This window comes from Microvirga ossetica (assembly GCF_002741015.1).
GTDB classification, from domain to species: Bacteria; Pseudomonadota; Alphaproteobacteria; order Rhizobiales; family Beijerinckiaceae; genus Microvirga; species Microvirga ossetica.
Genome location: NZ_CP016616.1, coordinates 5331251 through 5355550 on the forward strand (window position 1 = coordinate 5331251; position 24300 = coordinate 5355550).

A 24300-nucleotide genomic window follows, 5' to 3' on the forward strand; every position below is an offset into this window, starting at 1 on the left:
TCCGCTATCGGTTTTTGTGCAGGAGCCAGACCAGATACGGCCCGCCGATGAGCGATGCGAAGAGACCTAAGGGAAGTTGGTAGGGAAAGCTGACGATCCGGGAGAGCCAATCGGCGCCGGTCATCAAGCCGGCGCCGATCAGGATCGATGCGAGCAGGTGCTGTTGCGCCTGTCCGAAACCGAGAAGCCGCGCCATATGCGGAGCGACGAGGCCGGCAAAGCTCAAGGGGCCGACGACGAGCGAGGCTGCCGCCGTCAAGCCTGCCGCGAACAGGATGAGGATCGTCCGGCTTGCCCTGAGCGGCAATCCCAGGGCGCGGGCCTGCCCCGTTCCCAGCGGCAGAACTGCGAGCCAGCGTGTCCGGAGCGGCAGAAGTCCCAGCAGAACCAGAGCGACGGCGAGCACGATCCACGCTTCGGTCCAGCTGATTTGGCTCGTCGAGCCGCTGATCCAGGCGAGAAGTTGAAAGGCGCGCGCATCGCCGGTGATCATCGCCGCATTGACCAGCGCGTTGCAGAGCGCACCGGCCGCGAGGCCGCCGAGAAGGAGCCGCTCCGAATTCTCCTCCTGGCGCTGGGCGATTGCGAGGAGTGCTACGAGAACGACCGCGACACCCGCCGTTGCTCCCAGCAGGCGCTCCCCCATGCCCGGCGCGGTGAGAGCGAAGAGAACGGCCGCCAGGCCGACGCCCGCACCTGCGCTGACGCCCAGCACTTCCGGGCTCGCGAGTGGATTGCCGGTCATCCGCTGGAGGATCGTACCGGCCGCGGCCAGCATGGCGCCGGCTGCCGCAGCGGCAACGATGCGAGGTGCGCGAAACGGAAGGAGAGCGTCGAAGAGCGAACCGGTCGCCACGTTCCAGCCATCGGGACCCCGTCCGACGACGAGCGCCAGCGCGATCGTGACCAGAGCAAGCAGCAGGAGAGCGACGAGCGGGAGAGCGGGCCGGGCAATCCGCCGTTCCGACGCGAGCGGCAGGGAGGCTGGGGAGCGACGAAGGAATCTGAGGCGCGGAAGGAGATACAGAAGCAGCGGTCCGCCGAGCAGCGCCGTGGCCGCGCCGGTCGGCACCATCTCGGCGGAGCCTCCGGCCGCGAGCTGCACGAGACCGTCCGTCAACCAGAGTATGGCTGCTCCGATCAGGGGAGCGGATATGAGGATATCCTTCTGGCTGCGGGCGCCGCATAGCCGCGCGAAGGTCGGAGCAGCCAGGCCGATGAAGCCGATGATCCCGACCTCCGCCGTGACCGTCGTGGCGAGCCAGACGGCAATTGCCAATGCCAATAAGCGCAGAGCGAGAAGGTTGACGCCGAGGCTCTTCGCACTCGCATCGTCGAGACCGACGATTTCGAGCGGCCTGATCAGGATGAAGGCCGCAACGAGGGACACGACGAGCGTCATCGCGATGGCCTGCGCATGATTCCAACCCTGCTGCGTCAGCGAACCGCTGCCCCAGATCAGAAGGGACATCATGTACTCGCCGTTCGCCAGGATCAGCGTGGCGCTCAAGGCCATGGCAATCAGGGACACGACCATGCCGGCAAGAACGACCGTGACCGGCTCGAGCCCTCGCTTCCAGGCAAGAGACAGAAGCAGGGCGACCGCTCCGAGGCCGCCGGCCAGGGCGACGGTTTCTCGCGCCGTATCCATCAGTGCCGGCGCAAACAAGGTCGCGGCCGTCATGGCGAGCTGCGCGCCCGAGGCGATGCCGAGAGTGGAGGGATCCGCGATGGGATTGCGCAGCACCTGCTGCAACAGGGCTCCCGAAAGCCCGAGCGCCGCGCCGGCAAGGAGCGCGACGGCTGCACGGGGAAGAACGCTGTTGAACAGGAGAATGCGATTGAGATCGAAGCTCTGACCGGCGGATAGAGGCAGCAGGTTCAAGACCTGATACGCGCAAAGGCCGGCCGCCATGGCGACCGCAAGAATCCATGCCCAAGTGGAGGGATGCTGGGTCAGCGCCTTAACCATCGATGAGCGTCCCGCTTCCGGAAAACGCTTCCGTCAGAAGCCTCGCGAAGCGCCGCGCGGCGGGAAGGGCTCCGAATGGATTGACCGGGGCGAGCACGAAAACGCGGCCTTCGCGCACTGCCGGGAGTGCCTGCCACAAGGGGCTATGCGCAAGGGTGCTCTGCGCATCCGAAGGAACTGGCGAGACGATCATGATCGACGCTTCGGGCATTGCCGCCAATGCTTCCAAGGGAACGGGCGCCGCGGCGGCGTAGCTCGTCGGCTTCGACCAGGCGTTGGTGAAGCCGAGACGCTGAAGCACGTCTCCGAACATGCTGTCGGCGCCGAAGGCGCGGAAGTGGCGCGCATCGCCGAGATTGATGAGATAAACCGGCCTCGCGGTACGCTCCGCGATCTTCCGGCGCGCCGTTTCGATCTCGATCAGGGATGCGTCGACATAAGCATTGGCCTGTTCCGCTCTGCCGAGACGCTCGCCGAGGGCCTTCGTCACCTGCTCGGCGGCGGCATAGGGGGGACGCCCCGGCTCGTAGATCGTGTAGGACGCGACGGGAGCAATCTGTTCGAGATTGCCGCGCGCCCACGCGAACCAGGGCGAGCTGACGATCAGATCGGGATTCGCAAGTTGCATCATCTCGAAGTTCGGAGAGCCGCGAAGGCCGAGATCGGCAACCTGCTCCGGCACAGGCGGCTCGATGGCGATCTTTCGAAACTGCACGAGCTCCGTTGCAGCGACCGGTACGACATTCAAGGCCAGCAGCGTCTCGAGCATCGCCCAGTCGACGACGGCGATCCGATGATATCCGTCGGCATGCGCCTTGCGGATGAAGGTCAGGCCAAGCCCTGCGCCGAGGAGACTACGCCGGGTCACAGCGAATGCATTGCTTTGATAGGTGGGATGCATCGGCGTATGGCTGACTTCAGAAACGTCCTGCGGGAATGTGGTGTATTGCATTCAATACTTGCGGCAACACACGATTTACTTCTGTATTCGATAGTCTTGATGGCGTGGATCGGTGCAGTCACTCGACCTCGAGGCTCTTCCGAAGCGAGCTCGAACGTAGCCCAGAATGCGATGCCGTGATGACCGGCAAATTCGCCGCCGTCAATGGCTTTCTCCTAAAATATGAGTGATTGTAATAGTTTGGAAGGTTTCAAAAGAACGCTCCCGACCTTTGCGCTCAAGGAAGACCATCGTTGCATTGCACGCATCTGGGCATGGCTGCCCCGACAGAAAGTGGCTTTGCGGTGACACTGACATAGTCGCTTCATATGGTCCGGATCAGAGCTTAAGCCTTCAGCCACAGGGTTTAAAAGGGAAAATCGCTTCGTTAAAATCATTATAAACTGTAGTTTAGAGTATTTCGAAAACATAAATCTTGCCTCACTTAGGGCATGGTCATACTCAGGCAATATTGCTGATGAGCGCGTGCGCGGAGCCTTTGGGCTTCGGCATCGAACGCCCGGGGACACCATGAATCGTCGTTATGTTTTGAGTATGGGCGTGAGCCTTGTGTCTCTCTCCTTGATGGTCGCGTCGAGCGGGCATGCCTGGGCCCAGACGCAGCCGGCCACCGGCGAGATCGCCCTCGAGACCGTGACCGTCGAAGGGCAGGTCGGATCGGGGACAGGTCCCGTCAACGGATATGTTCCCAATCGCACGACCACGGGTTCGAAGACGGACACGCCCATCGAGGAGATCCCGCAATCGGTCTCCGTCATCGGCCGCGAAGAGATCGAAGATCGTCAGGCTCAGAAAGTCGACGAGGCGCTGCGTTACACCGCTGGCGTCTTTGCTCAGCCCTATGGTCTTGATTCCGACACCGACTGGTTCTTCATCCGTGGCTTCGATGCCGGGCAGACGGGCGTCTTCCTGAACAATCTGCCGCTTTATCAATACGGCTTCGGCGGCTTTTATATCGATCCGTTCGTCCTCGAGCGCATCGAGGTCCTCAAAGGACCGTCTGCCGCTCTCTATGGCGGCTCGTCTATCGGCGGCCTCGTCAATCTCGTCAGCAAGCGCCCGACCACGGAACCCCTTCGCTATGTCGAGACCGGGATCAACTCCTGGGGCAACGGCTATGCCGCATTCGACTTCGGCGGTGCGGTCGACAAGGACAAGATCTGGTCATACCGCCTGACCGGAAAGGTCTCCGGCGGCGGTTGGGAAACGGAGATCGCGGAGGATTTTCGCGGCGTCATTGCGCCCGCTTTCACCTTCCGGCCCAGTGCAGCCACCGCACTGACCGTGCTGGCCTCCTACCAGCACATGGATCTCATGCACACCGGCGGCTTCCTGCCTTACGTCGGCACGGTGGTGCCGGCCTCGTTCGGGCGCATCTCTCGCCGGTTCTATTACAGCGAGCCCGATATCGATCTCTATCGCCGCGACCAGACCATGGTCGGCTACGAGTTCGAGCATGCCCTCAACGACATCTGGACGATCCGGCAGAACTTCCGCTACGCCTATACCGATTCCAGGGAGCGCGGTCCTTATCCCTATGGCTATCTCGACCCGGCGACCGGCTTCCCGGTCTCGACGCCCACCGGGCCGAACAACCTGCTTTACCGCATCGGCTTCCAGCATCACACGGTGGTGAACACGGCGTCTCTCGACAATCAGGCCGAGGCGAAGTTCGACACCGGACCGCTCAGCCACAAGCTGCTTCTCGGCCTGGACTACAAGTACTACAACATCGACCATATCCAGGAATCCGGCGGCGGTACGCCGCTGAGCGCCACCAACCCGATCTACGGCACGCCGCAGGGCCCGACCGTTCCGTATCTCGACCAGAACCTGACGATGAACCAGGTCGGGTTCTATGCTCAGGATCAGATCCGCTTCGGCACGGGCTGGATCGCGACCCTGAACGGCCGCTACGATTACGTCACGACCAAGAGCACCGACACGGTCGGCAACGCCAATTTCGATGACACAGCGGGCGAGTTCAGCGGCCGTTTGGGATTGGGCTACGAGTTCGCCAACGGCATGACGCCCTATGTCGCCCTGTCCCGGTCCTTCAACCCTGTCATCGGCTCCGATTTCTCTGGAAATGCGTTCGCTCCCGAGATCGGTCGGCAATTCGAAGTCGGCCTCAAGTACAAGCCGACCGCCTTCGATGCGCTGATCACGGTGTCGCTGTTCGATCTGACGCGGCAGAACACCCTGACGTCCGATCCGGTCAACCCCTTCTTCGACGTTCAGCTCGGTGAGGTTCGCTCGCGTGGCTTCGAACTCGAAGGGCAGGCCAACATCACCGAAGGTCTGAAGGCCCTCGCCGCATTCACGGCCTACGACATCGAGATCACCAAGGACACCAACCCGCTGCTGATCGGCAATCGCCCCAATGTGGTGCCCGAGATCATGGCTTCGGGATGGCTGGACTACACGGTCCAGGATGGTCCGCTCAGAGGGCTCGGTTTCGGCGCGGGCGTTCGCTATGTCGGCTTCTCCTATGTAGACAACGAGAACACCCTGGAGGTTCTCGCCGCGACCGTGTTCGACGCCGGCATCCGCTACACGCGTGAGAACTTCACCGTGGCGCTCAATGTCAACAACCTGTTCGATAACGAATATGTCTCGTCCTGCGACACGCAGTTTACCTGCAACTATGGCGCAGGACGCGTCGCGACGCTGAAGGCGAGCTACAAGTGGTAACGGGGAAGGCACCGTCTCCGGACGGCGCCGCCGCTGCCATGCCGAAAGCCATGACGATCGTTTTACGCCCAAGTCATGCTGGCGGGGTTCCCCTGTTCGAACTGACGGATGTCAGCTTCGCGATCCCCGAACGCACGCTGCTTCAGCCTCTCAGCCTGTCCCTCCCTGCAGGGCAGGTGATCGGCCTGATCGGGCACAACGGCTCCGGCAAGTCGACGCTGATCAAGCTGCTGGCGCGCCAGCAGCCCGCCTCCCGCGGCACCATCTCCTTCGAGGGCAAGGCGTTGCCCGACTGGGGCGACAGACCCTTCGCAAGACGGGTCGCCTATCTGCCGCAACAGACGCCACCGGCCTCGGGCATGCTCGTCCGGGAACTCGTGGCGCTCGGCCGGTATCCGTGGCACGGACCGCTCGGTCGCGTCAGTGCGACCGATCGGGAAAAGGTCGCCGAGGCGATGGCGTTGGCCGATGTCGAGCCCTTCGCCGACCGTCTGGTCGATACGCTGTCGGGCGGCGAGCGGCAGCGGGTCTGGCTCGCCATGCTGGTGGCGCAGGATGCCGAGTTCCTGCTGCTCGACGAACCGATCTCCGCGCTCGACATCACCCATCAGGTGGAGGTCCTGGCGCTCGTCCAGCGCCTGTCCCGGGAGCGCGGTCTCGGCGTGGTCGTGGTGCTTCACGACGTGAACATGGCCGCCCGGTTCTGCGACGAGATCCTCGCGCTGCACGGAGGCAGGTTGATCGCCCGCGGAACCCCGGATGAGATCATGACGCCGAGCCGCCTCGAGGCGATCTACGGCATCGCCATGGACGTCATTCCCCATCCCGTCACCGGCCAGCCCGTCAGTTTCGTCCGCTGAGCCTGCCCTCAACCTGCCGCTTGCCGTCATAGGCCACGGGCAGTACCTAGTTCCGCCATGCGCCCGCTGCTCAATCGATTTTTCGCCTATTACCGGCCCCATCGTGGGCTGTTCGTGCTGGATTTTTCCTGCGCCGTCGCCTCCGGCCTGCTGGAACTAGGCTTTCCCATCGCCGTCAAGCTCTTCATCGACACCCTGCTGCCGACCGGCCAGTGGGGGCTGATCGCAGTGTCCTCGGCTCTGCTGCTGGTGATCTATGTCCTCAACGCCGGCCTGATGGCGACGGTGACCTATTGGGGTCACATGCTCGGCATCAACATCGAGACCGAGATGCGGCGCAAGGCCTTCGACCACCTTCAGAAGCTTTCCTTCGGGTTCTTCGACAACCAGAAGACCGGACATCTGGTGGCGCGCCTCACGAAGGATCTGGAGGAGATCGGGGAGGTCGCCCATCACGGGCCCGAGGACCTCTTTATCGCATTGATGACGCTGGTCGGGGCCTTCGCCCTGATGTTCACGGTCAATGTGCAACTGGCCGTGATCACGGCTCTCGTGGTGCCGCTCACGGCCTGGCTGACGACCCGCTACGGCGGGCGCATGACGCGCAATTGGCAGGCGCTCTATGGCCGGGTCGGCGACTTCAATGCCCGGATCGAGGAGAATGTCGGCGGCATCCGCGTCGTCCAGGCCTTCGCCAACGAGGATCACGAACGGCGCCTGTTCGCCGCCGACAACCAGAGCTATCGCAAGACGAAGCTGGAGGCCTACCGCATCATGGCGGCCTCCACGTCGCTGAGCTATCTCAGCATGCGCCTGATCCAGATGGTCGTGATGGTTGCCGGCAGCTATCTGGTGCTCAAGGGCGAACTCAGCGCCGGCGGCTTCGTCGGCTTCCTGCTCCTCGTCGGGGTGTTCTTCCGCCCGATCGAGAAGATCAACTCGGTGATCGAGACCTATCCGAAGGGCATTGCGGGCTTCCGGCGCTACCTCACCTTCCTCGATACCCGGCCCGACATCGCGGACCGTCCAGGAGCGAGGGATGTCAGCAAGCTCAGGGGCGATATCGAGTACCGAAATGTCCGTTTCGGCTATTCGCCGGGACGCGATGTTCTCAACGGCCTCGACCTGACAATCCGGGCCGGCGAGACCGTGGCCTTCGTCGGTCCCTCGGGTGCGGGAAAAACCACGATCTGCTCGCTGCTGCCCCGGTTCTACGAGGTCGACAGCGGCGCCATCACGATCGACGGCATCGATATCCGGGACATGACGCTCCGGTCGCTGCGCAACCAGATCGGAATCGTGCAGCAGGACGTCTTCCTGTTCGCGGGCACCATCCGCGAGAACATCGCCTATGGCCGCCTCGAAGCCAGCGAGGCCGAGATCCGGGATGCCGCCCGCAGGGCACGGCTGGACCAGGTGATCGATTCCCTTCCGGCTGGTCTCGACACCGTCATCGGAGAGCGCGGCGTCAAGCTCTCGGGCGGCCAGAAGCAGCGCCTCGCGATCGCGCGCATCTTCCTCAAGAACCCGCCGATCCTCATCCTCGACGAGGCCACCTCGGCCCTCGATACGGAAACGGAAAGGGCGATCCAGCAGGCTTTGGCCGAACTGTCGAAGGGACGCACGACGCTCGTGATCGCCCATCGCCTCGCCACCATCGTCAACGCCGACCGGATCGCCGTCATCGATCACGGCGTCATCGTCGAGCAGGGCACCCATGGGGAGCTGCTGGGAAGCGGCGGTATCTACACTCGCCTGAGCGAGGCGCAGTTCCGGTGAGCAAGAGCTCTTGAGCTACCGGCCTGCCGCCTCGGCCCAGTAGTCCAGACTGCGGGCGTTGACCGGCGATCCGGCCGCGTCGTGAAGCGCGAGGATCGCCTCGTGAAAGCGCCGGGCCTCCTCGGGGCCGATCAGCAGCCCCAGGCTGTGAATGATCCGCGTGATCCGCAGGTGATTGTGATCGTAGCCCGTAAGCCACCAACGCGTGGTCCCGTAAAACCGGAGCATGCGCTCGGAGGCTTTTATCAGGGTATCGCGCGCCTGCGGATCGGCGCGAATTCCCTCGACCTCGGCAGCGCTCAGAATCGGCGATTGCGGCTGGGCTGCGCTGCGGGCCTTCAGGGGAAACAGCCATTGGATGTAATCGTGAACCTCCTCCAGCTTCTCATCGGAGTAGCCGAGCACATCATTCGCGAGTCGTCCCCGGCTGTCGCGTCCGGTCCCGGCGAGATAGGCGTGGAGAGGTCCTGTCGTCGGTAGAGCCATGGGTGCAGCCTCCGCGATGACCTCGACAGACTGACATCAAACGATGGCTTAAGGGAAGAGGCTCGCGAAAAACCTCGCGCAGACGAGAAGGAGGAAGATGCCGAAAGCCACCTCGAGCCTGCGCTTGGACAGCCGATGCGCCAGCCTTGCGCCGATGGGTGCCATCCAGGTGCTGGTCGGGATGAACAGCACGAAGCCGAGGAGGGAGACATAGCCCAGCGCCAGCGGCGGCTGGAAGGCGATCACATTCGGATAATCCGCCATATGCGGCCATCCGGCATAGATGTAGCCGAGGGCGCCGGGGATCGAGATCAGAATTCCGAGACCGGAGGAGGTGGCGACCGCCTGATGGATCGGCCGGTTGTAGAAGGTCATGAACAGGTTCGACAGCTGGCCGCCGCCGATGCCCATGAGGGCCGAGAGGATTCCGATGAGCCATCCGTAAGCGATCATGATCGGCTTTGCCGGCATGTCGAGGCCGAGGCGCCAGCTGTCCTTGCCGAAGAGCAGGCGGATCGCGGAGATGCCGGCCACGATCACGAACACCCATTTGAAAAGGTCTGCGGGCGCATAGCGGGCGATGACGCTGCCGATGGCGACGCCGAGAACGACGGGCACCGCCCAGACGCGCAGGATCGTCATGTCGACGGCGCCCTTGGCCTTGTGCGCGGAGAAGGAGCGCAGGGAGGTCGGGATGATGATGGCGAGCGATGTGCCGACGCAGAGCGGCATGCGCACTTCCTCGGGAACCTCGAGGATCCGGAAGAGCTCGTAGAGGATCGGCACGGCCACCGCTCCGCCGCCGACGCCGAACACGCCGGCGAGCAGGCCGGTGATCGCTCCGGCCGCCAGGAGGGCGACCACGAGCCAGGCCAGATCGAACAGGGGAATGCCAAACATCGGAGAATCCATCAATCGTCAGCAAGGGGCCGTAGGATCTTTTGCATCCCACGGCAAGTGAGGCTGTTGCAGGGCTGCCCTACGCGGAGGCGCTGCCGGCAAGCCGCTCCTGATATTCGCGCGCCTTTTGGTCGATCCAGGACCGGTCCGTGATGCCGCCAGGATTGGCGCGGGTCGCCATGGCATCCATGAAGGCGAGGAAGCGCTCATGGGCGACGCCGTAGAGGCGGCGCAGCTCGTCCAGGGGTTCGGGATGATCGTCGACGCGCAGATCCAGGATGGGGTAGGGCTCGTCACGCCAGATCTTGATGGCCGCCGACTGCTTGCCCCGCTTGTCGCCGCCCTCGGCTTGTCCCGCATCGAGCGCCGACATAAAGCGGTCGGCGAAGGGCAGGTCGGCGCGACGCTTGTAGGCATCGAGCGTCGCCTGGATCACCATCGGCCCTGCCAGCATGTTGCCGGCGACGGAGACGCCTTCATCCGTGAGGTGCCCGCACCAGTCGACGCAGTCGCGGCCCGTATGGGCCGCGGTGCGGCCGTCCCGGTCGATCACGTGGAGCTGGCGGGATTCCCTGCCGGGATCGCCTTCGGTGAGAACCGCCACGATCTCCTCTGCGCTCCGGCCCTCGGCCAGGAAGCGGATGCCGTCCGTGCCGTAGAGCGGATTGACCAGCGCCTGCGTGGCGAGAGCCCCGATGCGGGCGCCGCCGTGGGGGCAGAGCGCTCCCACGGCGAAGAACTTGGTGGTGACGGCAACGCCGAAGGCGCCGGTCTCGGGATCCTTGGCGATGATCGACCATGTCATGGGCCGTGCTCCTCAGCGCCCGGCCGCATAGGCCTGCATCAGGCGCGGGGTCGCAGCGCCGTGCAGCAACCCGTCCTTGTCGCGGCTTGCCGCCACGAGACGTCCCACCGTCCAGGCCGGTGCGACCTCGACCTCGTGGCCGCGGGCGCGCAGATCGTCGAGGACCTCGGCGCCATAGGTCTCCTCGGCCATGAGATGCCCCGGCTTCTGCTCGCGCGGGTAGAAGGACGACGGGAAATGCGCCGTGTGCGACATCGGCTGGTCGATGGCCTCCTGCAGGTTCAGGTCGTGATGGGCATGGCGCAGGAAGAGGAGGAGTTGCCATTGCTCCTGCTGGTCGCCGCCGGGCGAGCCGAAGACCATGTAGGGCTCGCCGTCCTTCTCCGCCAAGGTCGGCGTGAGCGTGGTGCGGGGGCGCTTGCCGGGTGCGAGGCTCGCGGGCAGGTTCTCCTCGAGCCAGAACATCTGGGCCCGCGAGTTGAGCATGAAGCCAAGTTCCGGGATGACGGGCGAGGATTGCAGCCAGCCGCCGGAGGGCATGGCGGCGATCATGTTGCCGAAGCGGTCGACCGCGTCGATGTGAACCGTGTCGCCGCGGCGTGCCGAGCGCATGGAGGCGAGCGTCGGCTCGCCGCCCGAGATCTTCTTGTCGGTGGTCGAGAGATCGCGCAGAGCCTTCAGGGTTCGCTCCACCTGGTCCTCGTAGCCTTCGACGCGGCCGGGGCGCAGCTCGCGCGACGCGGTGTCGGCGATGAGCTTGCGGCGCTCGTCGTTGTAGGCATCCGAGAGCAGCGTCTGGATCGGCACATCGACGAAATCCGTGTCGCCGTAATAGGCCTCGCGGTCGGCGAAGGCGAGCTTCATGGCCTCGACGACCGTGTGGACGAACCGGGCGCTCGTCGGGCCCATGGCCGCGAGATCGAAGCCCTTCAGCAGCGCCAGCGTCTGCAGGAAGACGGGACCCTGGCCCCAGGGCCGGATCTTGTTCACACGGTAGTTATGATAGTCGTAGGTCTGCGGCGCGTCATAGCTTGCGGACCACTTCGCCATGTCGTCGCCCGTGAGCACGCCGCGATGGTGCGAGCCGCTCTGGTCCATCACCTCCGTCTTGCGCACGAAGGCGTCGATGGCCTCGGCCACGAAGCCCTTGTAGAAGGCGTTGCGCGCGCCTTCGATCTGCGCCTCGCGGTCGCTGCCCTTCGCTTCCGCCTCGCGGATGACGCGCTTCCAGGTATCGGCGAGCTGCGGGTTGCGGAAGAGCTGGCGGGGCCTGGGCACCTCGCCGCCGGGCAGGAAGACGGCGGCGGAGGTGGGCCACTCGGTTTCGAAGAATTCCTTCAAGCCCTTGATCGTGTCCGACACGCGCGGCAGCAGCGGGTGGCCGTGCTCGGCATAATAGATGGCGGGCTCCAGCACCTCTCTCAGGGAGAGCAGGCCGTGGTCGCGCAGCAGCAGCATCCAGGCATCGAAGGCGCCGGGCACGACGGTGGCGAGCATGCCGTTGCCGGGGATGAGCTTGAGGCCTTCGCTCTTGTAATGCGCGATGGTCGCGCCCTTCGGCGCGGTGCCCTGGCCGCAGAGCACTTCGACCTTCTTGGTCTTGGCCGAGTAGAACACCGCAGGCACTTCGCCGGAAGGGCCGACCAGATGCGGCTCGACCACCTGCAGCACGAAGCCGGAGGCGACGCAGGCGTCGAAGGCGTTGCCGCCCTTTTCGAGCATCGCCATGCCTGCCGCTGTGGCGAGCCAATGGGTCGAGGTGACGATGCCGAAGGTGCCGAGGATTTCGGGCCGTGTCGTAAACATGAATCTGCTTCCAGAGTTGGCGTGTTATTACTGTTCGCGAGGATCGAGCGCGTCGCGCAGACCGTCGCCGAGAAGGTTGAATCCGAGCACGATCAGGAAGATGGCCGTGCCGGGGAAAATGGACATCCAGGGCGCTTGGTCCATGAAGTTCTTGGCCGTGTTGAGCATGGAGCCCCAGGACGGGTTCGGCGGCTGCTGGCCGAGACCGAGGAAGGACAGGCTCGCCTCTGCGATGATGGCGGCTGCGATGGTGAGCGTGCCCTGCACCAGGATCGGCGGCAGCACGTTCGGCAGAACATAGCGCAGCATGATCCAGAAGTCGGGCAGGCCGATGGCCCGCGCGCCCTCGACGTAATCCTCGGCCTTTACCGTCAGAACCTGGCCGCGGGTGAGGCGGATGAAGATCGGCATGGCCGAGAGACCGATGGCGATCATTGCGTTGGTAAGGCTTGGGCCAAGGAAGGCGGCGAGCGCGATGGCGAAGATGAGGAACGGGATCGCCAGCATGGCGTCGGTGGCGCGGGAGATCACCGCATCGATCCAGCCGCCGAAATAGCCGGCGACGAGGCCGAACGGCACGCCGAGCACGATGGCGATGGTGACCGAAACCACGCCCGCCATGATGGAGGCGCGAGCGCCCCAGAGCATGCGCGAGAGGAGATCGCGCCCAAGTTCGTCCGTGCCGAACCAGAACAGGGCCGAGGGCATCTTCCGGATGCTGGTGAAGCTCGGCTTGATCGGATCGTAAGGCGCGAAGTAAGGGCCGATGAGAGCGACAAGAACGAAGAACAGGACGATGGCGCCGCCGAGGACGGCGCTCTTGTTCTTCAGGAACTTTGCGAGGACGCGACTGCGCTTCTTGGGCAGCGCGACCTCATCGGCGACAATGGCTGTGGCGCTCATGCGGCGTGCCTCAGGCGGGGATTGACGAGGACGTAAAGGACATCGGCCAGGAGGTTCATGAAGATGAACCCGACGGCGGTGCAGAGAACGACGCCCTGCACCACGGCGTAGTCACGGTTGAACACAGCGTCCACGATGAGCTTGCCGAAGCCGGGGATGGTGAAGATCTGCTCGGTGAGCACGGCGCCGGCGAGAAGCTCGCCGAAGAGCAGCGTGGAGAGCGTCACGATGGGAATGAGCGCGTTGCGCAGGGCGTGCTTCAGAATGACCTTCCGGGATAGAAGCCCCTTGGCGCGGGCGGTGCGGATATAGTCCGAGCGCATCACGCCGAGCATCGCGCTGCGGGTGTGGCGCATCAGGCTCGCGGCAAGACCCGTGCCGAGCACGAAGGCGGGCATGATCATGGTCTTGATGTTGAGCCACAGATCCTCGGTCGGCGGCACAAAGCCGGAGGCCGGAAGCAGCTTCCAGCGCACCGAGACCAGCATGATGAGCATGATCCCGAGCCAGAAATTGGGAATGGACAGGCCCGAGAGGGCGACGACGTTGGCGGTGTAGTCGACCGCCGTTCCCTTTTTCACGGCCGAGATGATGCCGGTGGGAATGCCGATGGCGAGCGCGACGATCATGGCCATGATGGCCAGTTCCAGGGTCACGGGGAGCTTGCTGAGAATGAGTTCGAGCACCGGAATGTCGGTTCGCAGCGAGATCCCGAGATTGCCGGTCAGCGCCGAGCCGATCCAGGCGAAATACTGAACCGGAATCGGATCGTCCAGGCGATATTTCTCGCGCAGATAGGCGAGCACCTGAGGATCGCGCTCCTCGCCCGCCATGGTCAGCACCGGATCGCCCGGCAGCAGCTTCTGCAGGGCAAAGACCAGAAGCGACACGATGATCAGTGTCGGAATGGCTATCAGTATTCGTCGTCCGATGTAGCGCAGCATCAGCTCATGGAACCTGCTTCAGAGAAAGTGTGGGCGTGCCCGGCTGCTTAAGCCGGGCACGCGGTGTTCGGTTGTCTTAGGAAGCGAACTTCACGCCCTTCAGACGGATCATGCCGTCCGGATAAGGCTTGAAACCTTGAAGCTTCTTCGCATGAACGAAGGGCCAGGGCTGGTAGTAGGTATAGATGATCGGCAGATCCTGCTTCAGGATTTCCTGCGCGGCATCGTAGAGCTGCTTGCGCTTCGCCTCGTCGTTGGTGACGCGGGCGTCGTTGAGGAGCTTGTCGATCTGCTCGTTGCAGTACTTGCCGTCGTTCAAGGCACCCTTGCAGGTGACGAAGGCATGGATGTTGCCATCGGGATCGACGCGGCCGGACCAGCCGATCACGTTCACGTCGAAGTTGCCGGCCTGGGCCTCCTTCTGCATGGCGGCGAACTCGGTCGGCCGCAGCGAGATCTCGAAGCCCGCCTCGGCGGCCATCGCCTGGATGATCTCGGCGATCTGTTGAGCCGTCGTGCCGGTTCCGAAGGTCAGTTCGAACTTCACCTTCTCGACGCCCGCTTCCTTCAACAGCTGCTTCGCCTTGGCGACGTCGCGCTTGTTGGCGGCGAATTTCGGATTGTTGTAGGGGCTCGCTTCCGGGAAGGGCTGGCCCGCCGGCGGATAGATGCCGGCGCCCACCACCTCGTTGATCACGTTACGGTCGATCGACAGCTCGAAGGCCTGGCGCACGCGCTTGTCCTGTCCGAGGGGCGACTTCGAACGCTCGCCGTTATTGGTGTTGATGGTCAGGCCCTGGTAGCCGATGCCAGAGACGGGCGCGAAGACGAGGTTCGAGTCGCCCTTGGCAGCGGGAACGTCGCTCGGCGCCAGACGCTCGATGAGATCGAGGTTGCCGGAGCGCAGGTTGGCGAGGCGCACAGTGGTGTCCGGGATGGGCTGGAACACGATGCGCTCGAAGGCGAAGTTCTTCGCGTCCCAGTGATCGGCGAACTTCTCCAGGATGATGCGGTCGTTCTGGACGCGCTCGACGAACTTGTAAGGGCCCGAGCAGATCGGCTTCTGCGCGAAGTCGGCCGAGGCGAGGGCCTTCGGCGACATGATCATGCCGGCGCGGTCGGAGAGCTGCGAGAGCAGGGTCGCGTCGGGGCGGGACAGATTGACCTTCACGGTGAGGTCGTCGACGGCCTCGACGTTGTCGACCGAGGTCAGCTCGCTCTTGCGCAGAGAGTCCGGCAGCGTGCGGGCCCGTTCGATATTGGCCTTCACTGCGGCGGCATTCATCGGCTCGCCGTCGTGGAATTTCACGCCAGGACGCAGCTTGAAGGTCAGCGACTTGCCGTCGTCGCCCCAGCTCCACTCCGTTGCGAGTTCGGGCGTGAACTTCAGGTCGGGGGTGATGTCGACGAGCTTGTTGCACAGCGAGGTGAATACGATGCGGCCGACGAAGGTGCGGGCGCGGTGCGGATCGAGCACATCCGGGTCTTCGTTCAGACCGATGCGCAGGGTCTGCGCGGAGGCCGCGGTGCTCATGATGAGCCCGGCGGCCAAGGCAAGGAGCAGTCTCTTCTTCATTTCGTAGTCCTCCAATCTTCCTCTGGGTATTGTCCTCTGAGTTCAGGGGCTCGTCGCGACGGGCTTATCCTGCCGTTCGCGCCAAGTTCGGTAGAGCGCCAGGCGCTTGGCGAGCGCCGCGCTCGGGGGCGGCGCGCTGATGGAACCAGCGCCCGCTCCCTGGATTTCGCGCCAGAAATGGCAGGCGACCTGCCGTCCGTCGGGCGCTGCTTCCAGCACCGGGTGCTGCTCCTTGCACAGCGCCCGTGCATGGGGGCAGCGGGTGTGGAAGCGGCAGCCGGGGGGCGGAGCGGCCGGGCTCGGCACATCCCCCTGCAGCAGCGCCTTCGGCTGGCGGTTTGCGGGGCTCGGAACGGGGATCGCCGCGAGCAAAGCCTGCGTGTAGGGATGCAGCGGGTTGTCGAACAGGGCATCCGTGTCCGACAATTCGACGATCTCACCCAGATACATGACGGCCACGCGGTCGCTCATATGCCGGATGACGGCGAGATCGTGCGCCACGATCACGAGGGTGAGGCCGAAGCGGTCCTTCAGATCCTCGAGCAGGTTGATGATCTGCGCCTGGATCGACACGTCGAGCGCGGAAACCGGCTCGTCGCCGATGATCAGCTTGGGATCGCCCGCGAGTGCCCTGGCGATGCCGATGCGCTGGCGCTGGCCGCCGGAGAACTCGTGCGGATAGCGGTCCGAGTGCGTCGGCAACAGGCCGACGGTCCGCATGAGGTCGGCCACGCGCTCGCGCTTCTCGCGTCCGGATGCGAGATTGTGCAGCCAGATCGGCTCGGCGATGATGTCGCCCACGTTCATGCGCGGGTTGAGCGAGGCGTAGGGATCTTGGAAAATGATCTGCAGCTCGCGGCGCAGCTTGCGCAGATCGCTCTTGTTGAGCTTCAGGATCGACTGGCCCTCGTAGCGCACGTCTCCGCCGGTCGGTTCGATCAGGCGCAGGAGAAGCCGGCCCAATGTGGACTTGCCGCAGCCGGATTCTCCGACGACGGCGAAGGTCTCTCCGCGCCGGATGCCCAGGGAGACGCCGTCCACCGCTCGCACGATGGTGGGCAATGCGAGCAGGCCGCCGCCGCCGAAATGCTTCGTCAGGTCGACGCCTTCGAGGATGATGTCGTTTGCGGGCATCACGCTCATCAGGCGGCTCCACGGTGAACTTCGAGGGGGGCGTACCAGCAGCGTGCCTTATGTCCGGGCCGGATCTCGGCGAGCGGCGGTGGATCGTTCGCACAATGGGAGTCGGAGAACGGGCAGCGAGGTGTGAAGCGGCAGCCCTTCGGCATCAGCTCGGCGGGGGGTACGGTGCCGCGGATCGTGGCGAGACGGCCTTGCCTGCGGCCGAGCGAGGGGACGGAGCCCATGAGGCCGATGGTGTAGGGATGTTGCGGATCATCGAAGATCGCCTCGACCGGTGCACTCTCGACGACCCGACCGGCATACATCACGGCGACCTCGTCGGCGACTTCCGCCACCACGCCGAGATCGTGGGTGATGAGCATCATGGCCGTGCCGGTCTCCTCCTGCAGTCGGCGGATGAGGGTCAGGATCTGCGCCTGGATCGTCACGTCGAGCGCCGTTGTCGGCTCGTCGGCGATCAGAAGCTGCGGGTCGTTGGCGAGCGCCATGGCGATCATCACGCGCTGGCGCATGCCGCCGGACATTTCGTGCGGATAAGCGCGCAGGCGCTTTTCAGGCGCGGGAATACGCACCTTCTTGAGCATATCGAGCGCCCGCTCCCAGGCCTCGGCCTTCGAGACCTTGCGATGCCGGGCGATGCCCTCCGCGATCTGGTCGCCGATGGTGAAGGCGGGATTGAGCGACGTCATCGGCTCCTGGAAGATCATGGCCATCCGGTCGCCGCGAAGATCCGAACGCTCGCGTTCGGAGAGCGTCAGCAGGTCCCTGCCATCGAAGAGGGCGGTGCCTGCAACGATCCGCGCCGGCGGCGTCGGCAGGAGGCCCATGAGCGCCAGCGACGTGACGCTCTTGCCGCAACCGGACTCGCCCACGATGCACAGGGTCTTGCCCTTGCTCACGGAGAATGACACGTCGTCGACCACGTTGATGCCCTTGGGCGCGCCATCGAAGCGAACCGACAATCCCTGGACCGTCAGAAGGGGAGCGTCGGAAGCCGTAGCGGCGCTGCTCAGGTCTTGAATCTTGGTGATCGGCTGCCGCACCGCCTCATGTCCCATGGCGAATTCGATCCTTGTTGCTTGTTGTCACGGGTTCCGGTGGAACGCTTCCGTCGATGCGGTCGGGCAGGGGGCTGGTCATGACCTTGAGAAGGCCGTCCCGCACGAGCTCGAGATGCTCGCGCATCGTCTGCTCCGCCGCATGGGCCTCGCGCTGGGCGATGGCGGCGATGACGCGGCGGTGCTGCTCCACATAGATCTGCTGGCGCTCGCCGGAGCGCGCCCGCTCCCGCAGAAGGCGCCAGGTCGTGTCCTGCCGGATGCGGTCGATCATGTCGAAGACGGCCAGGAGCAGAGAGTTGCCCGCCGCTTCCGCAATGGTGCGGTGCAGGGCGCTGTCCCAGAGCTCGCGCCCGTCTGCGTCCGAGCTCGACGCAGTCCTCTCGGCCAGACGGAGGAGGCGCTCGATGTCGCCGTTGGTGGCCCGCATGGCGGCGAGACGGGCGAGGGCCGGTTCGATCTCCAGTCGCGCGTCCATCACCTCGAGCGGATGGGTGCGCTTCGCCAGCTCTTCCAGATCGGTCGCGGCATGGGCGGGGCGGGAGCCGAGGAACGTGCCCTTGCCCTGATGGCGCCATATCCGGCCCTCTGCTTCCAGGACCTCCAGCGCCCGCCGCAGGGCACGGCGGCCGATCCCGATCCGGGCCGCCAGCTCGCGCTCAGGCGGCAGGCGCTGCCCGGCGTCGAACGAGCTGTCGTCCAGAAGAGCCCGCAAGCGCCCGAGGGCGAAGTTGGAGCTATCCGTCAATGGATCGGGTTCGGACATGAAATCCAAGGCTCTACGAACCAATGTTGCTGCAGGGGCGCTTCCTGCGACCTCTTCTTGCGGGGTCGAGGGCGTTCACGAAACGACGCTAGCCCAATTGCGAACCAATTTGCAACTGGTCCACTGGTGGTTCGTTGTTCATCCCCTGCTGGATTCCTGGCCAGCCCAACCGGACGGGTGTCGTCGCTCTCTACAGACTCCCCACTCCGCTGCCTAAAATTTACGCAGCGGAATGCTCGGCTGCCGAGGGGACGATGGACGCGGTCCTTTGGCCTGAAACTTGCTTCATCTGGCCAAGTCCCGGACCATTGCGCAGCGAGAGCTTTCACAAATTTGACCAAAGACAGCCAATTCGGTCAGCGGCCTCTTCGCGTTGCGATCATCGAAGAAAACAGTATCCGGGCGGCGATCCTCGTCGATGGGCTGAGGGAGGCCGGGATTTTGGACGTGGAGGTCATCGAGGCGATGACCCACATGCTCCGACGCCTGAGCATCATCGACCCGGATGTGATCATCATCGGCATCGAGAACCCGAGCCGGGACGTGCTGGAGCAGATGTTCCAGGTCTCGAAGCTGGTCTCGCGCCCTGTGGCGATGTTCGTGGACCGCTCGGACGGCTCGATGATCGAGGCTGCCGTCGAGGCGGGCGTATCCGCCTATGTGGTCGACGGCCTGCGCAAGGAACGGGTGAAGGCGATCGTCGACATGGCGGTGAGCCGGTTCAATGCCTTCGAGCGCCTGCAGCGTGAGCTGGTGGAAGCCAGGAGCGAGCTGGCCTCCCGAAAGGTTGTCGAACGCGCGAAGGGCATTCTCATGAGAACGCGGCAGCTCTCGGAGGAGGAGGCCTATGCGCTTCTTCGCCAGACCGCCATGAACGAGAAACGGAAGCTGGTCGACATCGCCCAGAGCGTGGTGACGGCCGCTTCTCTTCTGGAGAAATGAAGACGTGTGGGGAATAGAGGATGTGAGCGGGGATCCTGCAAGCCGGACCGGATCCGTGGACGATACCCCGTCGACGAGGAGCGGGCGCCGGGCTCCGGAGCGCCTGGTGCGCGTCGGGTTCATCCCGCTCGTCGACATGGCAGTGCTCGTGGCCGCGGCCGAGCAGGGTTTTGCCGAACGCGAAGGCATCCGCCTGCAACTGATGAAGGACGTGTCGTGGTCCAATATCCGCGACCGGCTGGCCTTTCGCCAGTTCGACGTCGCTCACATGCTGAGCCCGATGCCGATCGCATCCCAGCTCCATCTCGGCTCCAATCCCTATTGCTGCTTCACGCCCTTCGCCTTGGGACGCGGAGGCAACGCGATCACGCTCTCGCTCGATCTCTATCGCGAGATGCAGGCTCTGGCCGGACTCGACGGATCGGAAGGAGCGCTTGCGAACGCATTGGCCCTGAAACAGGTGGTGGAGCGCAGGCGCGTGGCCGGCCGGAAGCCTCTCGTCTTCGCCATGACCTATCCGTTCTCCTCGCATAACTACGAGTTCCGGTTCTGGCTCGCGGCCGCCGGCATCAATCCGGATACCGACGTCACCATGACCGTGGTGCCGCCGCCACTCACGGTGGATGCCATGACGACACGGGCCATCGACGGCTTTTGCGTCAACGCGCCCTGGAACATGATCGCTGTCGAGAAAGGCATCGGGCGGATGGTGGCGACCAAGGCCGATATCTGGCCCTCGGCGCCGGAGAAGGTGCTCGGCGTCAGTCCGGAATGGGCGGAGGAGAATCCTGAGACGCTGTCGCGCCTCGTCGTGGCGCTCGACGCGGCGGCGCGCTGGTGCGATACGCGGGAGAACCATGCCGCGCTGGCGGACATGATGTCCGATCAAACCTATCTCGGCGTTCCATCGGGCCTGATCCTGCGCCTGTTCTCAGGACGGCTGACAATCGATCCGGACGGTCGCGTGCGACACGTGGAGAATTACCTGAGGTTCTACGGGCAGGCCGCGAACTTCCCATGGACCAGCCAGGCGCTCTGGATCTACAGCCAGATGGTGCGGTGGGGTCAGGTGGCTCACAGTGAAGCCAATCTTGCACAGGTGAAGGCCGCTTATCGCCCCGATCTCTATCGAGACATATTGGCAGGCTCGGGCACTTCCGTGCCGCTTGTCGACAGCAGGGTCGAGGGGCTGGAGGAGACATTCATCGACGGCCGCAGCTTCTCGCCCGATGACATCCCCGCCTATGTCGAAGGATTTCCGATCCGCACTGCCGCGAATGCCGCGGTCGACGAATAGGCATTGCACCGCACACAAGTAAGGCGCAGTGCACAAATTATGACCTTGAGCAGAATATGGGCAGTCTATACCTTTTCTAAGTGAGAGACGGGTCGGACAAGGACGTCCGAGCCACTCTCGAAGACAGGCCGGTCAACGATGACGGGCCGTTATGCCTCTCAAGAGGCGTTCCCGACAACGACGTCGCCGGATCAGCTGTGCCCGCTCATATGCGGCATACAGTTCATCTCGCGGCGTTTTTTGCGTTTCGGCCGAGCCCGCATGGTCCGGCGACAGGAGATCTGCGTCTGTCGTCGAGCCTCGGGCTCCAGACCGATCCGCCTGACGAAGTTTCATCGACTCTCGTCCGCACGGCGCGACGGCAGGAACAGGGGAAGCACGATGCAGACACCGAAGATCACCCGTCGAGATGCGCTCCGCAGTGCAAGCGCAGCCTTGACGCTGGCTGCCGTGAAGGCCGCTTTTCCCGGCGGTGCCTTCGCGCAGAGTGCCGAGCCCGAAACGAAGACCGTCAAACTCGGCTACATCGCGCTCACCGATGCGGCGGCTCTGGTCATCGCCAAGGAAAAGGGCTTCTTCGCCAAGCACGGCTTGCCGGATGCGGAAGTGCTGAAGCAGGCGTCGTGGGGCGCGACTCGCGACAATCTCGTTCTGGGCTCGGAAGCAAACGGCATCGACGGCGCACATATCCTCACGCCGATGCCGTATCTGATCTCGACCGGCAAGGTGACTCAGGGCGGCGTGCCGACGCCGATGTATATCCTTGCCCGCCTCAATCTCGATGCGCAGGCGATCTCCGTCGCGGCCGAATACAATGGCTTGAAGCTCGGTCTCGATGCGTCGCCGCTGAAGGAGGCCTTCGCGAAGAAGCGCGCGGCGGGCGGCGATCCGAAGGTCGCCATGACGTTCCCGGGCGGCACGCACGATCTCTGGATCCGCTACTGGCTCGCGTCCGGCGGCATCGATCCCGACAAGGACGTGTCCACCATCGTCGTGCCGCCGCCCCAGATGGTCGCCAACATGAAGGTCGGCACCATGGATGCGTTCTGCGTCGGCGAGCCCTGGAACGCGCAGCTCATCAACCAGAAGCTCGGATACACCGCCGCCAACACCTACGAGATCTGGAACAAGCATCCGGAAAAGGCGCTGGGTCTTCGCGCCGCCTGGGTCGACAAGCACCCGAAGGCGGCCCGCGCCCTGCTCATGGCTGTGATGGAGGCTCAGGCCTGGTGCGACAAGCTCGAGAACCGCGAGGAGATGTGCAAGATCGTCGGCACCCGCGCCTGGTTCAACGTGCCCGTCGCCGACATCCTGCCGCGCCAGAAGGGCGATTACGATTACGGCATCGACGGCAAGGTGGTGAAGGACTCGCCAGGGATCATGAAGTTCTGGCGCGACCACGCCTCGTTCCCGTTCAAGTCGCACGACCTGTGGTTCATCGCCGAGAACATGCGCTGGGGCAAGTTCGAGACGAACACCGACGCCAAGGCGCTCGTCGACAAGGTCAACCGCGCCGATCTCTGGCGCGACGCCGCCACGACGCTCGGCGTCGCGGCAAGCGACATCCCGGCCAGCGACAGCCGCGGCAAGGAGACCTTCTTCGACGGCAAGGTGTTCGATCCGGACAATCCGCAGGCTTATCTGGCGAGCCTGCCCATCAAGCGCATCGCGTAACCGTCGGAGAACAGGCTCATGGTTCATTCCGCACGCGTCCTCGCCCTCCCGAATCCGAAGATTCCAGCGCCAGCCCAGCAGGCCGCACTGCATCCGCTGGCACCGAAGCCCGTCAGCGTTCTCTCCCGTGCCGCCCGGCTCGGCGCCGGAATCGTCACACAGGTGGCACCGCCGGTTCTGACCATCGCCCTCCTGCTGCTTCTCTGGCAGATGCTGGCATCGGGTCCCACTTCGGCGCTTCCAAGCCCTCTCAAGGTGATCGACGAGAGCTGGGACATCATCGTCAACCCGTTCAAGGTCGGGAACGGCATTGACCAGGGCCTGTTCTGGCACGTGTCGGCCTCCCTCGTCCGCGTCGGCTACGGCTATATCCTCGCTGCGATCGTCGGCATCGGAGTGGGCGTCCTGCTCGGCCAGTCGACGCTCGCCATGCGCGGCCTCGATCCGGTGTTCCAGGTTCTGCGCACCATTCCTCCTCTGGCCTGGCTGCCGCTGTCGCTGGCGGCCTTCCGCGACGGGCAGCCCTCCGCCATCTTCGTGATCTTCATCACCAGCGTCTGGCCGATCCTGATCAACACCTCGGTGGGCATCCGCAACATCCCGCAAGATTATCGCAACGTCGCCAAGGTCCTGCGCCTGTCGCCGATCGAGTTCTTCGCGCGCGTCATGGTGCCCGCCACTGTGCCGCACATGTTCACCGGCCTTCGCATCGGCATCGGCCTGTCATGGCTCGCCATCGTCGCGGCCGAGATGCTGATCGGCGGCGTCGGCATCGGCTTCTTCATCTGGGACGCGTGGAACTCCTCGCTCATCTCCGACATCATCGTGGCCCTGGTCTATGTGGGCGTCGTCGGCTTCCTGCTCGACCGCTCCATCGCGGCCATCGGCCATCTGCTCACCCGCGGCACCGCTGCGCAGTAAGGGGAAAGCATCATGGCCTATCTCAAGATCGATCATGTCAGCATCTCCTTCCAGCGCGCCGGCGCCACGACCGAAGTGCTGCGGGACGTGAACCTCTCCATCGAGAAGGGCGAATACGTCTCGATCATCGGCCACTCGGGCTGCGGCAAGTCCACGGTGCTCAACATCGTGGCAGGGCTCCTGGAGCCCTCCCAGGGCGGCGTGCTCCTGGAAGGCAAGGCCGTCAGCGGCCCGGGCCCGGACCGTGCCGTGGTGTTCCAGAACCACTCGCTGCTGCCATGGCTGACCGTGCGCGAGAATGTCGATCTCGCGGTCAACAAGGTTTTTCGCGGCAGGAAGTCGAAGGCGGAGCGCCGCGACTGGACCCGGCACAATCTCGAGCTGGTGCATATGGCCCATGCCGAGAACAAGCGCCCGCACGAGATTTCCGGCGGCATGAAGCAGCGCGTCGGCATCGCCCGCGCGCTGGCGATGGAGCCGAAGATCCTGCTGCTCGACGAGCCGTTCGGAGCGCTCGACGCGCTGACCCGCGCCCATCTGCAGGATCAGGTCATGGAGATCCACAGCCGGCTCGGCAACACGATCATCATGATCACCCACGACGTGGACGAGGCGGTTCTCCTCTCCGACCGGATCGTCATGATGACGAACGGGCCCGCCGCCACGATCGGCGAGGACATGAGCGTCGACCTGGATCGCCCGCGCAAGCGCCTCGAACTGGTCGGCAATTCCACCTACAACGACGCCCGTGCCGCCGTGCTGGAGTTCCTCTATGCACGCCACCGGGCTCCGACACTCGCAGCGTGAGGAGAG

Annotated in this window: 20 protein-coding genes; 8 read left to right on the plus strand and 12 right to left on the minus strand. The window is 64.4% G+C overall.

Annotated elements, in window-relative coordinates; genetic code table 11:
• Positions 1-4: 4 nt before the first annotated feature.
• Both fhuB and BB934_RS25430 read right to left on the minus strand, forming a co-directional pair.
• Positions 5-1972, minus strand: coding sequence for a Fe(3+)-hydroxamate ABC transporter permease FhuB (gene fhuB / locus BB934_RS25425; RefSeq protein WP_099512174.1), 1968 nt, complete (start codon positions 1970-1972; stop codon positions 5-7).
• The gene (locus BB934_RS25430; RefSeq protein WP_099512175.1) at positions 1965-2873 is read right to left on the minus strand and encodes an iron-siderophore ABC transporter substrate-binding protein; all 909 of its coding nucleotides are present in this window, start codon (positions 2871-2873) and stop codon (positions 1965-1967) included. Before BB934_RS25430 ends, fhuB begins: the two co-directional genes overlap by 8 nt.
• 594 nt (positions 2874-3467) lie before the next feature.
• Between BB934_RS25430 and BB934_RS25435 the strand changes: the two genes are divergently transcribed.
• From BB934_RS25435 to BB934_RS25445, 3 genes are all read left to right on the plus strand, one after another.
• Positions 3468-5627: a TonB-dependent siderophore receptor gene (locus BB934_RS25435; protein ID WP_237050373.1), complete on the plus strand. Its 2160-nt coding sequence runs from the start codon at positions 3468-3470 to the stop codon at positions 5625-5627.
• A 50-nt stretch (positions 5628-5677) separates the two neighbouring features.
• Positions 5678-6487 (plus strand): ATP-binding cassette domain-containing protein, encoded by an 810-nt coding sequence (locus tag BB934_RS25440; protein WP_099513212.1) that lies wholly within the window; start codon positions 5678-5680, stop codon positions 6485-6487.
• A 66-nt stretch (positions 6488-6553) separates the two neighbouring features.
• Entirely contained in the window at positions 6554-8266 is a 1713-nt protein-coding gene (locus tag BB934_RS25445) for an ABC transporter ATP-binding protein (protein ID WP_099513213.1), read from the plus strand.
• Positions 8267-8281: 15 nt separating this feature from the next.
• Here BB934_RS25445 and BB934_RS25450 read toward each other — a convergent pair whose 3' ends face one another.
• From BB934_RS25450 to BB934_RS25495, 10 genes are all read right to left on the minus strand, one after another.
• The gene (locus tag BB934_RS25450; protein WP_099512177.1) at positions 8282-8752 is read right to left on the minus strand and encodes an opioid growth factor receptor-related protein; all 471 of its coding nucleotides are present in this window, start codon (positions 8750-8752) and stop codon (positions 8282-8284) included.
• Positions 8753-8800: 48 nt separating this feature from the next.
• Positions 8801-9652 carry a sulfite exporter TauE/SafE family protein gene (locus tag BB934_RS25455; protein ID WP_099512178.1) on the minus strand — a complete coding sequence of 284 codons (852 nt, stop codon included), beginning with the start codon at positions 9650-9652 and terminating at the stop codon, positions 8801-8803.
• A 79-nt stretch (positions 9653-9731) separates the two neighbouring features.
• A complete protein-coding gene (locus BB934_RS25460; protein WP_099512179.1) occupies positions 9732-10457 on the minus strand; it encodes a DUF1028 domain-containing protein in 726 nt (241 codons plus the stop codon).
• A 12-nt stretch (positions 10458-10469) separates the two neighbouring features.
• On the minus strand, positions 10470-12263 hold the full coding sequence (locus tag BB934_RS25465; RefSeq protein ID WP_099512180.1) for a gamma-glutamyltransferase family protein: 1794 nt from the start codon (positions 12261-12263) through the stop codon (positions 10470-10472).
• Between the two features lie 27 nt (positions 12264-12290).
• Positions 12291-13166 (minus strand): ABC transporter permease, encoded by an 876-nt coding sequence (locus BB934_RS25470; protein WP_099512181.1) that lies wholly within the window; start codon positions 13164-13166, stop codon positions 12291-12293.
• Complete coding sequence (locus tag BB934_RS25475; protein WP_099512182.1) at positions 13163-14110, minus strand: ABC transporter permease; 948 nt, start codon at positions 14108-14110, stop codon at positions 13163-13165. Before BB934_RS25475 ends, BB934_RS25470 begins: the two co-directional genes overlap by 4 nt.
• A 76-nt stretch (positions 14111-14186) precedes the next feature.
• The gene (locus tag BB934_RS25480; protein ID WP_099512183.1) at positions 14187-15686 is read right to left on the minus strand and encodes an ABC transporter substrate-binding protein; all 1500 of its coding nucleotides are present in this window, start codon (positions 15684-15686) and stop codon (positions 14187-14189) included.
• A gap of 42 nt (positions 15687-15728) precedes the next feature.
• On the minus strand, positions 15729-16829 hold the full coding sequence (locus BB934_RS25485; protein WP_099512184.1) for an ABC transporter ATP-binding protein: 1101 nt from the start codon (positions 16827-16829) through the stop codon (positions 15729-15731).
• Entirely contained in the window at positions 16829-17887 is a 1059-nt protein-coding gene (locus BB934_RS25490) for an ABC transporter ATP-binding protein (RefSeq protein WP_099512185.1), read from the minus strand. The genes BB934_RS25485 and BB934_RS25490 overlap by 1 nt, the downstream gene beginning before the upstream one ends.
• Positions 17877-18653 (minus strand): FadR/GntR family transcriptional regulator, encoded by a 777-nt coding sequence (locus BB934_RS25495; RefSeq protein WP_099513214.1) that lies wholly within the window; start codon positions 18651-18653, stop codon positions 17877-17879. The genes BB934_RS25490 and BB934_RS25495 overlap by 11 nt, the downstream gene beginning before the upstream one ends.
• A 333-nt stretch (positions 18654-18986) precedes the next feature.
• On the opposite strand from BB934_RS25495, the gene BB934_RS25500 reads away from it, so the two are divergent.
• The 5 genes from BB934_RS25500 to BB934_RS25520 all read left to right on the plus strand — a co-directional run bounded on the left by BB934_RS25500 (position 18987) and on the right by BB934_RS25520 (position 24294).
• Positions 18987-19595: an ANTAR domain-containing response regulator gene (locus BB934_RS25500; RefSeq protein ID WP_099512186.1), complete on the plus strand. Its 609-nt coding sequence runs from the start codon at positions 18987-18989 to the stop codon at positions 19593-19595.
• Between the two features lie 55 nt (positions 19596-19650).
• On the plus strand, positions 19651-20892 hold the full coding sequence (locus tag BB934_RS25505; protein WP_237050100.1) for a CmpA/NrtA family ABC transporter substrate-binding protein: 1242 nt from the start codon (positions 19651-19653) through the stop codon (positions 20890-20892).
• A gap of 381 nt (positions 20893-21273) precedes the next feature.
• Positions 21274-22566: a CmpA/NrtA family ABC transporter substrate-binding protein gene (locus BB934_RS25510; protein ID WP_099512188.1), complete on the plus strand. Its 1293-nt coding sequence runs from the start codon at positions 21274-21276 to the stop codon at positions 22564-22566.
• 18 nt (positions 22567-22584) lie between these two features.
• Positions 22585-23487 (plus strand): nitrate ABC transporter permease, encoded by a 903-nt coding sequence (ntrB, locus tag BB934_RS25515; protein WP_099512189.1) that lies wholly within the window; start codon positions 22585-22587, stop codon positions 23485-23487.
• Positions 23488-23499: 12 nt separating this feature from the next.
• The gene (locus tag BB934_RS25520; RefSeq protein WP_099512190.1) at positions 23500-24294 is read left to right on the plus strand and encodes an ABC transporter ATP-binding protein; all 795 of its coding nucleotides are present in this window, start codon (positions 23500-23502) and stop codon (positions 24292-24294) included.
• Positions 24295-24300: the final 6 nt, after the last annotated feature.